Genomic DNA, 13,521 nt, shown 5'->3' on the forward strand with positions numbered 1-13,521 from the left:
CGAGATTTACGAGCGGAATTTGAGATTTACGAGCGGAATTTGAGATTTACGAGCGGAATTTGAGATTTACGAGCGGAATTCGAGATTTACGAGCGGAATTCGAGATTTACGAGCGGAAATCAAAATTTACGAGCGGAATTCGAGATTTACGAGCGGAAATCAAAATTTACGAGCGGAAACTCAAAATTTACGAGCGAACCTTGAAATTTATGAGCGGCTTTTCGCGGTTCATATCAGCGGAATTAATATATGTGCAAAAGCACCATTGCAATATTAAAAAGAGCCTCCTCCAGATTCCAAAGAACTGCAGGAGGCTTTTTGTCTTGAAAAACTTTTCGGAATAAAAACAGTAAGCTTCAAGAATCACCGCAACCATGCGAATAAACAGCGGTAACTGGGAGAAAAATACGTTTGTTATGGAACAGGAGGTGAAGAGATGGAATCACAAGAGTTGGCGTGGCATGAAACGATGGAAACACATGAAATCCTCAACTTTAAAACGGTGTGCTTGCTTCGATCAAAATTGATGCAAGGTGTCTGCTTTGATAACGACCTAAAGCGGCTGCTGGAAAAAGATGTGCAACAATCGATTCAAGATGTGAATGAGTTGTTAAATTTTTACCGACAGGCAAAATTAAATTAAATTGGTGGTGAGAAAGAATGAAAGATTACCTGGATCCCCGGACGCCGAAGGCATGCCCAAGCTTGCTGATTCAGCGATGCATCAAGGTTGTTCTTAAGCCGCATTCAGCATAAGCAGGATAAAATAAACCCGGTTCAGAACTGGATTTTTTCATTTGTGTTAAGCGCTTTCTTTGATGTTAGAAAATATAACATAAATTACGACTTTCTTCCATATTATATAACATAAAAATTTTCCCCTCATTTTCACTTCCCCTTCCAATAATAAAATCAAAAAAAATAAAAAAAATTTTTTGCCTGATAAATGTGAATCTATCAACAATGTAAGCGGATACATGAAATCAGATAAATCTAAATTATCTAATAATTCATCGAAATGGTATTGACGGGCGCTTGAAATCGGCGTAAGATAGTCCTCAAATATAAAAACACAGAATTTTTCAGCAAATTTAAAAATGAATGATGAACGGAGAACATTCCGGTCTATAGCTTTTTTAATCAAAAATTTTACCAATTTAAAGCGTTTGCTGATTACAGTATGGAGGTGCGCTTTTGTGTCCGAACAATGGATTTATTTAAACGGAGAGTACGTGACGAAAGAAAACGCAAAAATATCCGTTTACGATCATGGTTTTTTATACGGCGACGGCATTTTTGAAGGTATCCGGGTTTACAGCGGCAATATTTTTCGGATGAAGGAACATATGGACCGACTGTACCGGTCAGCTAAATCAATTATGCTGGAAATTCCGTATACGCAGGAAGAGTTTACAAAAATAATTGTCGAAACCGTTGAAAAGAATCACTTTGAAAACGCCTATATAAGAGTTGTCGTCTCCAGGGGAGTCGGCGACCTCGGGCTTGATCCTTTTAAATGCAAACAGGCCAATGTCGTGGTTATTGTCGAGCCGCTCGCGATTTTCCCGAAAGAGCTTTATGAAACAGGGCTTGAAATCGTCACTGTGGCAACAAGAAGAAATCGTCCTGATGTGTTAAGCCCGAAAGTGAAATCATTAAATTACTTAAACAACGTCCTTGTCAGAATTGAAGCCCATCTCGCCAATGTAAGTGAAGCGCTGATGCTGAATGACCAGGGGTATGTGGCTGAGGGCTCGGCAGACAACGTTTTTATTATCAAGGATAACAAGTTCTATACTCCGCCCGGCTACATCGGGGCGCTTGAAGGAATTACAAGAAACGCCGTGATGGAAATTGCTGTTGAACTTGGTTATGAAATGAAAGAAGAACCGTTCACAAGGCATGATGTATACACAGCTGATGAAGTGTTCCTGACTGGAACGGCAGCCGAAGTCATCGCAGTCGTCAAGGTTGACGGAAGAGTGATCGGCGATGGTGCCCCGGGCGTGCATACAAAAAAACTTCTTGAAAAATTCAGGGAAAGAGTTGTTTCTGAAGGCGTAAAAGTGTATTCGCAAAATACAGCATCACATGTCAGCTAAATATCGAAAAAGCGCAGAAGAGGATAAGTAGCTTTATGCCATGGAATCTACAGAGAGCCGGATGAGCTGAGAACCGGCGAGACCAGCATTTAGTGAACTCACCTCCGAGTATCGGCTTGAACGGTAACTTCAAGTAGGGCCGGTCGGGTGTTACGGCACCCGTTACGAAAACGAGCAGCGAAAAAATCGCTGTTCATGAGTGCACGCAAACGTTTTTTGCGTGAACAAGGGTGGTACCGTGGAACAGGTTATCAAAGCCTTTTCATCCCTTTGTCTAAACAATTTAGGCAACTTTTGGGGTGGGGAGGCTTTTTCTATTTGGAAAAAATGGACGCTCAAGCAAGCGTAAAGGTTATTTAACAAGTTAGAGGAGGTCAACAATCAATGTTGCAGGAAGCTGCCTTTAAGGAAAAAAAGGCTGAACAGAAAGCGATTAGCGGTGCAGAGCTACTGCTCGAATCGTTGGAGAAGGAAAACGTTGAAGTGATTTTCGGCTATCCCGGCGGAGCTGTTTTGCCGATCTACGACAAGCTCTATCATTCAAAAATCATGCATGTGCTGCCAAGGCATGAACAGGGTGGAATTCATGCGGCGGAAGGCTACGCAAGAATTACCGGGAAACCTGGAGTCGTGATAGCCACTTCGGGTCCTGGAGCGACAAACATTGTGACAGGGCTTACCGACGCGCTGATGGATTCGCTCCCGCTAGTTGTATTCACGGGCCAGGTGGCGACAGGAGTAATTGGGACAGATGCTTTCCAGGAAGCGGATATTCTTGGGATTACAACCCCGATTACGAAATACAATTACCAGATTCGCAACATTGAAGATATTCCCCGCATCGTCAAAGAAGCCTTCTACATTGCAAGCAGCGGCCGGCCGGGCCCGGTACTGATCGATGTGCCGAAGGACATGGCGGCAATGGCGGCCGTGCCGCCGGAAGAACAGGAAATTGAACTGCCTGGCTATCAGCCGAATCTACAGCCGAACTATTTGCAAATCAGAAAATTGACGGAGGCCGTCAGCAGGGCGAAACGTCCCGTCATTCTGGCAGGTGCAGGTGTGTTGCATGCAAGAGCAACCAACGAATTAATGCAATATGCCGAGCAGCAGCAGCTTCCCGTTGTCCATACACTGCTCGGGCTTGGCGGATTTCCAGCAGGCCATCGATTGTCACTCGGGATGGCCGGGATGCATGGCTGTTATACGGCAAACATGGCTTTATACGAATGCGATCTCCTGATCAACGTTGGCGCGAGGTTTGATGACAGGCTGACCGGTAATTTACGACACTTTGCCCCGAACGCAACCGTTGCCCATATCGACATCGATCCTGCTGAAATCGGCAAGAATATCCCGACACAAATTCCGATTGTAGCCGATGCAAAACAAGCTTTAGCGCAAATGGTTGGACAGGAAGGCAAACCCCCTGAACATAAGGAGTGGCTGGACACCCTGAATTCATGGAAACAAAAGCATCCTTTTCATTATGAAGCTGGCGCCGCCTTAAAGCCGCAAAAAGTAATCGAGATGCTTTATGAAAAGACAAACGGCGAAGCGATTGTCGTGACCGATGTCGGCCAGCATCAAATGTGGGCTGCCCAATATTATCCGCTTAAGAACCCTGATCGGTGGGTGACTTCCGGGGGACTCGGCACGATGGGCTTCGGGCTTCCGGCCAGCATTGGCGCACAGCTCGCCGATCCGGATGCATGTGTGCTGGCGATTCTCGGCGATGGCGGCTTTCAAATGTCGACCCAGGAACTGGCGGTCATTGCCGAAATGCAGCTTCCGGTAAAAATCGTGATTCTCAACAACGGAGCGCTCGGCATGGTAAGGCAATGGCAGGAAATCTTTTACGAATCCCGCTTTTCACACAGCAAGTTCTCGATGCAGCCTTCGTTCGTAAAACTGGCAGAAGCTTATGGAATCAAAGGTTACGAGATTAATTCCCCCGAAGAAGCAAATGCGGTTTTAAATCAAGTTTTGCATGACAGGGAACCCGTTTTACTCGATTTCAGGGTTGAGCCGGATGAAAATGTCTACCCGATGATTGCACCGGGGAAAGGAATTCATGAGATGGTAGGTGTTAAAAAGTGAAAAGGATTATCTCACTGACTGTTCTCAACCGGCCGGGCGTGTTAAATCGAATTACCAACCTGTTTTCCAAGCGGAATTACAACATCGAAAGTATTTCGGTCGGGCATTCGGAACAGGAAGGGATATCGAGAATCACGTGTGCCGTACATGTGGAGAACGACAGGGTGGTTGAACAAATCGCCAAACAGCTGAACAAACAAATCGACGTTATAAAAGTAGCCGATATTACCGACCAGGATATCGTTGCCCGGGAGCTGGCGCTCATTAAAGTTCTCGTAACTGCAAATACAAGAACGGAAATTTACTCGCTCATTGAACCGTTCCGCGCTTCGGTGATCGATGTCAGCAAGGACAGCCTCGTGATTCAGATAACGGGCGAGTCGGACAAAATCGAAGCGTTTATTGAACTGATCAAACCATATGGAATCAAGGAGCTGGCAAGAACGGGAACTACCGCTTTTCCAAGGGGTACCCAGCGCTCGCTGCAATCCAATAAAACTTACTCAATTGTCTAAAAAACTACTATTTTTATAATCAGGAAGGAAGATGAAAAATGGCAAAAATGTATTATAACGGTGATGCAAACAGTTCTTATTTAAATGGAAAAAAAGTCGCAGTTATCGGTTATGGATCACAGGGCCATGCCCATTCCCAGAACATGAGGGACAGCGGCGTTGATGTCGTTGTTGGTGTAAGAAAAGGGAAATCATGGGATAAAGCAGTCGAGGACGGTTTTCAAGTTTATTCTGTGGCGGAAGCGACTGCTGCCGCGGACGTAGTGATGATTCTGCTTCCGGATGAGCAGCAGCCTGCGGTCTATAAAGAAGAAATCGAGCCAAACTTAAATGGCCAGGCGTTAATGTTCGCACACGGGTTCAACATCCACTTCAACCAGATTGTCCCGCCAGCTTCAAGCGATGTGTTGCTTGTGGCTCCAAAAGGCCCGGGCCACCTTGTCAGAAGAACGTACGAGGAAGAGGCCGGCGTTCCTGCGCTGTTTGCCATCTACCAGGATGTCAGCGGCGAGGCAAGGGAATTGGCACTTGCTTATGCGAAAGCGATCGGATCGCTCCGTGCCGGTGCATTGGAAACCACTTTTAAAGAAGAAACCGAAACCGATCTTTTCGGTGAGCAAGCCGTTTTATGCGGCGGGTTGACTTCACTTGTAAAAGCGGGCTTTGAAACGCTTGTCGAAGCCGGTTACCAGCCTGAACTTGCCTATTTCGAGTGTCTGCACGAGCTGAAGCTGATCGTTGACCTTATGTATGAAGGCGGTCTTGAAGGAATGCGCTATTCGATTTCCGACACGGCCCAATGGGGTGATTTTGTCAGCGGTCCGCGTGTCGTTAACGGCCAGGTGAAGGAAGAGATGAAGGCCGTTTTGAAAGACATCCAGGAAGGAAAATTTGCGAAAGGCTGGATCCTTGAAAATCAGGCAAACCGTCCGGTCTTTAATGCGATTAACCGAAATGAAAAAGAGCATCAAATTGAAGAGGTTGGCAGGGAGCTAAGAAAAATGATGCCATTCGTCAATCGCAAGAAACAGAAAGAAGTGGTCGCAAGTGCGCAAAATTAACATTTTTGACACGACCTTAAGGGATGGCGAGCAATCAGCCGGAGTCAACTTGAATATGTCGGAAAAGCTCGAAATCGCAAGGCAGCTGGAACGGTTGAATGTCGACATTATTGAAGCCGGCTTCCCTGCCGCTTCAAAAGGAGACTTCAGTTCAGTACAGCAAATTGCCGGGCTTATTAACAACGCATCGGTAACGGGCCTGGCCCGTTCGGTGAAATCGGATATCGATGCTGCCTGGGAAGCATTAAAAGGCGGGGCACAGCCGAGGCTTCATGTTTTTATCGCAACCTCACCGATTCACCGCGAGTACAAGTTAAAGCTGACAGCGGACCAGGTGAAGGAAACAGCGGTTGCAACGGTTAAATATGCCGCATCGAAGTTTCCGATCATTCAATGGTCTGCCGAAGATGCTTGCCGAACCGAGCTCCCGTTTCTCGCCGAAATTGTCGAAGAGGTGATCCAGGCCGGCGCCCATGTGATTAATATTCCGGATACAGTCGGCTACATTACGCCGAAGGAATACGGCGGCATTTTTCAATACTTAAGAGAACATGTTCCATCGATTCATAAAGTGTCGTTATCGGCTCACTGCCATGATGATCTCGGGATGGCGATTGCCAACTCTCTGGCCGCGGTTGAGCATGGGGCAACCCAGGTTGAAGGAACGATCAACGGGATCGGTGAGCGCGCCGGGAATGCGGCGCTGGAGGAATTTGCCGTCGCATTGCAGATCAGAAATGATTATTATCAAGCAACAACAAATATAAATTTAAAGGAAATCAGCCGCACAAGCAGCTTGGTCAGCAAATTAACAGGTATGCCCGTACCGGCAAATAAAGCGGTTGTCGGCAAAAATGCCTTTGCCCATGAATCGGGAATTCACCAGGATGGGGTCTTAAAAGAGAAAACGACATACGAAATCATCTCTCCTGAGCTTGTCGGCTTCCAAACGAATTCGATGGTGCTTGGAAAACATTCAGGCCGTCACGCATTTAAAACCCGTCTTGATGAACTTGGTTTAACGGTGCATGAGGATGAAGTGAAGTCGTTATTTCAAGTTTTCAAAGATCTGGCTGACCGTAAAAAAGAGATGACTGATGATGATTTAGCGGCCATTGTTCTTGAAGAGAAGCTCTCCAAAGAACAGCGCTTTTACGACTTGATCTCGATTCAAATCCAGTATGGAACGAATCAGGTTCCAACCGCAACTGTGACTTTATCCGGATGCAACAATGAACTGATCCAGGAAGCGGGAACCGGCGCGGGAAGCATCGAAGCTTTATATAACACGCTTGAAAAGTGCATGGAAGGAAAGATTAATCTGCTTGATTATCGGATTCAATCGGTGGGAGCCGGGCGGGACGCGCTCGCCCAGGTATATGTGAAAATGCGCTATGCCGGCCATGAAACAAGCGGAAGAGGCCTTGCCCAGGATGTTCTTGAGGCGTCTGCGAAAGCGTATTTGAATGCGGTAAACCGGGTTCTTTATACAGAGGAGCTGCAAGTAAGGCAAATGCAGCAACAATCTTAATTTATGCGGCCTTAAATAATGGCAATCGGCGTATCGCCGATTGCTTCAAGTCCCAGATCCGGCCTCTCACATCATGAGAATATGATAATTTTCGAAGCGGTTGGCTTCAATTTATCATATATCAAGCTTTAAGAAACCACCCAAATCTAAATTGACGGAGGGATAATAGATGAAGAAAAGAATCGCGGTGCTTCCCGGCGATGGAATCGGCAAAGAAGTCACAAAAGGAGCGATTGAAGTTTTACAGGCGATCGGAGAAAGATTCGGACATCAATTCTATTTTTCTTACGGGAAAATTGGCGGCGAAGCGATTGATGATTCCGGCATACCTCTTCCCGAAGAGACTGTGCAGTTTTGCCGCGAGAGCGATGCGGTGCTGCTTGGCGCAGTCGGGGGCCCGAAATGGGATCGCCTCCCTGTTGATCTCCGTCCGGAAAGAGGATTGTTGAAGCTTCGCAAAGACCTTGATTTATACGCAAATTTACGGCCGACGAGCTTCTATTCAAGCCTTGCCGATTCCTCCCCTTTGCGCAGAGAGGTGATCGAAGGTGTTGACCTGCTGATGGTAAGGGAATTGACAGGCGGCCTCTATTTTGGAAAACCAAGCGAGCGCACGAGCCGAAATGGTGAGGAGGCAGCAGTTGATACGCTCTTTTATCGGCGCGAAGAGGTTGAAAGGGTGATCGAGACCGCGTTTGAGCTGGCAAGCAAGCGCAGCAAGAAGGTCACTTCGGTTGACAAAGCAAACGTTCTTGAATCAAGCCGAATGTGGCGGGAAGTTGCTGAAGAAACTGCCAGGAAGTATCCGGATGTTGAACTCACAAACATGCTTGTCGATAATGCAGCGATGCAGATGATCAAGAATCCGAAACAATTTGATGTCGTCGTAACGGAAAACATGTTTGGCGATATTTTAAGCGATGAAGCCTCGGTGTTAACCGGATCGCTTGGCATGCTGCCATCTGCAAGCTTATCGTTATCCGGACCGTACTTATATGAGCCGATCCATGGATCCGCCCCGGATATTGAAGGGAAAAATATTGCCAATCCAGTCGGGATGATTTTATCGGCGGCAATGATGCTCCGTTTATCGTTTGGAATGGAAGAAGAGGCTAATGCTGTTGAAAAAGCGGTAGTCCAGGTTCTCGAAGCCGGCTTCCGGACACGGGATATCGCTGCTTTTGGAAAACCTGCGGCCACGACAACGGATATGGCCGGAGAAATAAAAGCGACTCTTCTTGATAATGAAGCAATCTTGAATATTATGGACGCTTACGCGTAAGATGCGGCTAAATGAATGCTTAATAAGAAAGGGATGACAGGATGGCGAAATCAATTATCGACAAGGTATGGGAAAAGCATGTTGTCCACCGGGAAGACGGGAAACCGGATTTATTATATATTGACCTCCATTTGGTGCACGAAGTAACCTCCCCACAAGCTTTTTCCGGCCTTAGAATGAAAAATCGAAAGGTAAGGCGGCCGGATCGGACGTTTGCGACGATGGACCATAATGTTCCGACGATGGGCCGTTTTCAAATCAACGATGAAATCGCCCTTAATCAAATGAATGCCCTGCAGCAAAACTGTGAAGAATTTGAAGTGCCGATTGCCGATTTATCAAGCCCGGAGCAAGGAATTGTCCATGTTATCGGCCCTGAGCTTGGACTGACCCAGCCGGGGATGACGGTTGTCTGCGGTGACAGCCATACTTCGACCCATGGTGCCTTCGGGGCGCTGGCGTTTGGGATTGGAACAAGCGAAGTCGAGCATGTTTTGGCAACCCAGACATTATGGCAGACAAAACCGAAAACGCTGAAGCTTGAAATTTCAGGAAAGCTGTCAGCCGGTGTCACCGCCAAGGACGTTATCTTATTTATTCTTGCAAAATACGGCATTAAATTTGGAACAGGATATGTGATTGAATATTGCGGCGAAGTCATTGAAAACATGTCAATGGAAGAGCGGATGACCGTTTGCAATATGTCGATTGAGGGTGGGGCGAAAGCCGGCCTGGTCAGTCCTGATCACACGACATTTTCCTATTTGAAGGGGAGAAAGTATGCTCCAAAAGGAGAAGAATTTGAGAGAAAGGTGAACGAGTGGCTGGCGCTTGCATCCGACGCAGATGCCGAATATGACAAAGAGCTCCACATCAAAGGGGAAGAAATCACACCAATGGTGAGCTGGGGTACCAACCCGTCAATGACGGCCCCGATCTCCGGCCATATCCCGTTTTCTGCCGATCTTGACAGTGAAACGGAAAAAAGGTCGTTGCAAAGAGCTTTGGAGTATATGGGCTTGCAAGAAGGCATGAGAATGGATGAAATCAACATTCAGTATGTTTTTATCGGCTCATGTACAAATTCACGGATTGAAGACCTTCGGGCCGCAGCTGAAATCGCGCGTGGCAAAAAGGTTCACAGCGGCGTAAGGGCATTGGTCGTTCCTGGTTCACAGCAGGTTAAAAAGCAGGCCGAAGAAGAAGGGCTCTCGCAAATTTTTATTGAGGCCGGTTTTGAATGGAGAGAATCGGGTTGCAGCATGTGTTTGAGCATGAATGCAGACATTGTTCCGGCAGGCTACCATTGTGCATCGACATCGAACCGCAATTTTGAAGGCCGTCAGGGAGCGGGGGCGAGAACACATCTTGTCAGTCCGGCAATGGCTGCCGCCGCTGCCATCCACGGACGATTCGTCGACATCAGAAGCCTGGCTGCAGCAGAAACGGTATAGAGGAGGAGTCTCACGTGTCGGAATTAGCTAATTTTACAGGGAAAGCAGCCGCAATGGACCGGGCCAATGTCGATACAGACCAGATTATTCCAAAGCAATTTTTGAAGCGGATTGAGAAAACGGGCTTTGGCCAATTTCTGTTCTACGACTGGAGATACCATGCTGACGGCAGCTTAAACAAAGAATTTGAATTAAACCGGCCGGAAAATGAAGGCGCGGAAATCCTGATCGCAAATGAAAATTTCGGCTGTGGATCTTCCCGGGAACATGCACCATGGGCGCTTTTGGATTATGGCTTTAAAGTGATCATTGCCCCTTCGTTTGCCGATATCTTTTATCAAAACTGCTTAAAGAACGGGATTGTTCCTATTTCACTATCTGATGAAGAAGTCGGCTATTTGATCAGTAAAGCGAAGAGTGGGCCGTGTTTTCTTACCGTCAAACTTGAGGAAGAAAAGATTCATGATGATGCCGGCTTTGAAGCTTCGTTTACGATTCACCCTTACTGGAAAAAGCTCCTTCTTCATGGCTGGGATGAAATTGAAATAACTCTTCAATATGAAGATAAAATCCTTTCTTACGAACATAACTTGTAGAGATTCACAGTCTTCTTCTGTGAATCTTTTTGATTTTCTTACTGTTCATGCTAAACTTACTTTAACTTTTACAGTAAGGCGGTTTTACATACATGAAAAAAAGCAATCGGCCGGGGAGAGATGAAAATATCATTCTTTTTCCCGACCTTGAAAAACGCTTAATTGAAAAAGGGCTCGACCACCTGCAACAAAAAAAGTTTCATGATGCAATTGGCTTTTTCACGGAAGCAAAAAGTCTTGATCCTTCAAACAGCGATGTGTATATCGGTTTGGTGCTTGCCTATTTCGAGTCCGGCCAGCTTGCAAAAGCAAAGGAATTGGCGAAGGAAATGCTGAATGAAGGCATTGGTGACTATATTCAAATTGTTGATTTGTACTTAATGATTCTTGTTCAGCTCAATGAATACGAAGAGATTGCGGCGACGATTGAAGTGCTTCTTCAGGAACGGGAAATTCCGAAGGACAAGCTTGAACATTTCTCAAAAATGCTTCATTTCAGCCGCCGCATGAGTGAGGGCAGAGCGGACGAAACAATGGAAGACGCCCTGAATGAAGAGAGTATGATCGATGAGTTGAACCTTTTTTCCAGCCGGAATCCGAAAGACCAGATGCTTCTCATCGCAAAGCTGGCAAACCGGAATATCCGCCCATATGCAGGAGAAATCACCGATTACTTAAGAGCGGAAGAAGGTCATCCCTTTTTAAAAACGATGCTATTAAATCTTCTGACCGAACACGAATACGAAAAAGAAGTGCTTGTTCAAAAGTTTGGCAGAAGCATGACCGTTAATCCAGAAGAGCTTGGATCGGTGCAAAACCAGGAGGGCCTCATCAATATTTCACAGTTGTTGCGGGAGAAGCTGGAGAATGATGATCCGGTTCTTTTTGAAAATATTAAAAGCTTGCTGGAACGCCATAGTTTTTTATTATATCCATTTGAATTTGAGCCGGAAGATCCGCGCGTTTGGGCGGCTGCCTACCATTTTATTTCTTTAAAATATCATGGGGTCGATAGGCGGGAAGAGGATATCGCCGCCGGGTATGGTGCAGATCGGGATGCAATGGAAGCAGCTCTCGAGTTTATTTTAATGGTAGAAGAAATTTCATATCCGATTATATAGCTTCGCCGCTTGAAAGAAAAGCAACGTGTGATATAATGTAGTGGTTGTAATATGTGAATTTTTAGCTATTACATGAAAAATGGATTATGACTTGCAGGACAAGTACATATTCATATCAAATTCGTGAACGAAATGATAATAGATTGTTGGAGGGAAAAAACAGTATGTCTGCAAAATGGGAAAAGTTAGAAGGGAACCAAGGGGTTCTCACGTTTGAAGTAGATGCAGAGAGATTGAACGAAGGTTTGGACTTTGCATTTAAAAAAGTAGTAAAGCAAGTAAATGTTCCTGGCTTCCGTAAAGGAAAGATGCCGCGCGGGATGTTTGAAAAACGTTTCGGTGTTGAAACGTTGTATCAGGATGCTATTGACTTTCTGCTTCCAGAAGCATATTCAAATGCTGTAGAAGAAGCTGGAATTGAGCCTGTTGACCGTCCGGAAATCGATGTCGAGCAAATTGAAAAAGGCAAGAATGTGATTTTCAAGGCGAACATCACTGTTAAACCAGAAGTTAAACTGGGTGAATATAAAGGAATCGAAGTGGAAGCTGTCGACACAAACGTGACAGATGAAGACGTTGAAAATGAACTGAAATCTTTGCAGGAGCGTCATGCAGAGCTTGCTGTTAAAGAAGAAGGAACTGCTGAAAACGGTGATACAGTGGTCATCGATTTTGAAGGCTTTGTTGACGGGGAAGCTTTTGAAGGCGGAGCATCTGAAAATTATTCACTTGAGCTTGGCTCCGGCTCATTCATTCCCGGCTTCGAAGAACAGCTTGTCGGAGTGGCCGCTGGTGAAGAAAAAGAAGTGGAAGTAAGCTTCCCGGAAGAATATCATGCTGCTGAATTAGCCGGCAAACCTGCCACTTTCAAAGTGAAAGTTCATGAAATTAAGGCAAAAGAGCTTCCTCCTTTGGATGATGAATTTGCTAAAGATGTAGATGAAGAAGTAGAAACTTTGGAAGCTTTAAAAGAAAAAATTAAAAACCGCCTTGAAGAAAGCAAGAAGCATGAAGCGGAGCATGTTGTCCGTGATACCGTTGTCGATAAAGCTGCCGAAAATGCTGAGATCGACATTCCTGCGGTTATGATTGAAAACGAAGTGGACAGAATGCTTAATGAGTTCGAACAGCGCATCCAAATGCAGGGAATGAATCTTGAATTGTACTATCAATTCTCAGGCCAGGATGAAGACGCTCTTCGCGGCCAAATGAGAGAAGAAGCTGAGAAGCGTGTCCGTGCCAATTTAACTCTTGAAGCAATTGCGAAAGCGGAAAATCTCGAAGTTACCGATGAAGAAGTAACCGAAGAGCTTTCAAAAATGGCTGAAATGTACAACATGACCGTCGAAAACATTGAAAAAGCTTTGGGCAGCCTTGAAGGGATCAAAGCTGATTTACAAGTGAGAAAAGCGGTTGATTTTCTGATTGAAAACAGCAAAACGAAAGCAGAATAATATAAGTTAAAATGGAATAGATAACCAGGTGCAGAAACAGTGACTTAATTTCTCTGCCGTGGTAAAATAAAGTAACCGGCAAGGCGCGAGAAATCGTGCCTTGTTTTATACGCAAAAAAGGAGGACCGGCATTTAAAACAAACATATTTGCTGTACATATTTCTACATATCAATACATATAACGAAAAAAAGAGTTTTAAAATAGAATAAACATTTTCTTTTCAAACCAGTGAAAAGGAAAAGAGACAACATATCATTTTTGTTTTAAAACTCCGATTTATTCTGTGCGTTTATGGTTAAGCTTA

Annotated in this window: 11 protein-coding genes and 1 other annotated feature; all 11 genes read left to right on the plus strand. The window is 45.5% G+C overall.

Translation table 11 applies throughout. The features are described 5' to 3' along the window. Positions 1-436 precede the first annotated feature (436 nt). Positions 437-643 carry a spore coat protein gene (locus CU633_RS20620; RefSeq protein WP_101662438.1) on the plus strand — a complete coding sequence of 69 codons (207 nt, stop codon included), beginning with the start codon at positions 437-439 and terminating at the stop codon, positions 641-643. A gap of 553 nt (positions 644-1,196) precedes the next feature. Next, on the plus strand, positions 1,197-2,102 hold the full coding sequence (ilvE, locus tag CU633_RS20630; protein WP_101662440.1) for a branched-chain-amino-acid transaminase: 906 nt from the start codon (positions 1,197-1,199) through the stop codon (positions 2,100-2,102). Positions 2,103-2,107: 5 nt separating this feature from the next. Beyond that, positions 2,108-2,375 (plus strand) — a binding site (T-box leader). A gap of 111 nt (positions 2,376-2,486) precedes the next feature. Next, positions 2,487-4,202, plus strand: a complete 1,716-nt coding sequence (ilvB, locus tag CU633_RS20635) for an acetolactate synthase large subunit (RefSeq protein WP_101662441.1) — start codon at positions 2,487-2,489, stop codon at positions 4,200-4,202. Further along, positions 4,199-4,717, plus strand: a complete 519-nt coding sequence (gene ilvN, locus CU633_RS20640; protein ID WP_101662442.1) for an acetolactate synthase small subunit — start codon at positions 4,199-4,201, stop codon at positions 4,715-4,717. The genes ilvB and ilvN overlap by 4 nt, the downstream gene beginning before the upstream one ends. A 38-nt stretch (positions 4,718-4,755) precedes the next feature. Then, positions 4,756-5,778 (plus strand): ketol-acid reductoisomerase, encoded by a 1,023-nt coding sequence (gene ilvC, locus CU633_RS20645; protein ID WP_101662443.1) that lies wholly within the window; start codon positions 4,756-4,758, stop codon positions 5,776-5,778. After that, on the plus strand, positions 5,765-7,309 hold the full coding sequence (locus CU633_RS20650; protein WP_101662444.1) for a 2-isopropylmalate synthase: 1,545 nt from the start codon (positions 5,765-5,767) through the stop codon (positions 7,307-7,309). Before ilvC ends, CU633_RS20650 begins: the two co-directional genes overlap by 14 nt. Positions 7,310-7,478: 169 nt before the next feature. After that, complete coding sequence (leuB, locus tag CU633_RS20655) at positions 7,479-8,591, plus strand: 3-isopropylmalate dehydrogenase (protein WP_101662445.1); 1,113 nt, start codon at positions 7,479-7,481, stop codon at positions 8,589-8,591. A 41-nt stretch (positions 8,592-8,632) separates the two neighbouring features. Next, on the plus strand, positions 8,633-10,045 hold the full coding sequence (gene leuC, locus CU633_RS20660; RefSeq protein ID WP_101662446.1) for a 3-isopropylmalate dehydratase large subunit: 1,413 nt from the start codon (positions 8,633-8,635) through the stop codon (positions 10,043-10,045). Between the two features lie 53 nt (positions 10,046-10,098). After that, positions 10,099-10,641 (plus strand): 3-isopropylmalate dehydratase small subunit, encoded by a 543-nt coding sequence (gene leuD, locus CU633_RS20665; RefSeq protein ID WP_374703397.1) that lies wholly within the window; start codon positions 10,099-10,101, stop codon positions 10,639-10,641. 92 nt (positions 10,642-10,733) lie between these two features. Continuing rightward, complete coding sequence (locus CU633_RS20670; RefSeq protein WP_101662448.1) at positions 10,734-11,762, plus strand: tetratricopeptide repeat protein; 1,029 nt, start codon at positions 10,734-10,736, stop codon at positions 11,760-11,762. A 164-nt stretch (positions 11,763-11,926) separates the two neighbouring features. Continuing rightward, positions 11,927-13,216 carry a trigger factor gene (tig, locus tag CU633_RS20675; protein ID WP_101662449.1) on the plus strand — a complete coding sequence of 430 codons (1,290 nt, stop codon included), beginning with the start codon at positions 11,927-11,929 and terminating at the stop codon, positions 13,214-13,216. Positions 13,217-13,521: the final 305 nt, after the last annotated feature.

Origin of the sequence: Bacillus sp. V3-13, assembly GCF_002860165.1 — a bacterium.
In the GTDB taxonomy this organism is placed as follows: domain Bacteria; phylum Bacillota; class Bacilli; order Bacillales; family Cytobacillaceae; genus Bacillus_BJ.

Coding starts and splice junctions, on each gene's coding strand:
- CU633_RS20620 (WP_101662438.1), top strand. CDS start 437: ATGGAATCACAAGAGTTGGCGTGGCATGAAACGATGGAAACACATGAA.
- ilvB (WP_101662441.1), top strand. CDS start 2,487: ATGTTGCAGGAAGCTGCCTTTAAGGAAAAAAAGGCTGAACAGAAAGCG.
- ilvC (WP_101662443.1), top strand. CDS start 4,756: ATGGCAAAAATGTATTATAACGGTGATGCAAACAGTTCTTATTTAAAT.
- leuB (WP_101662445.1), top strand. CDS start 7,479: ATGAAGAAAAGAATCGCGGTGCTTCCCGGCGATGGAATCGGCAAAGAA.
- leuC (WP_101662446.1), top strand. CDS start 8,633: ATGGCGAAATCAATTATCGACAAGGTATGGGAAAAGCATGTTGTCCAC.
- leuD (WP_374703397.1), top strand. CDS start 10,099: ATGGACCGGGCCAATGTCGATACAGACCAGATTATTCCAAAGCAATTT.
- CU633_RS20670 (WP_101662448.1), top strand. CDS start 10,734: ATGAAAAAAAGCAATCGGCCGGGGAGAGATGAAAATATCATTCTTTTT.
- tig (WP_101662449.1), top strand. CDS start 11,927: ATGTCTGCAAAATGGGAAAAGTTAGAAGGGAACCAAGGGGTTCTCACG.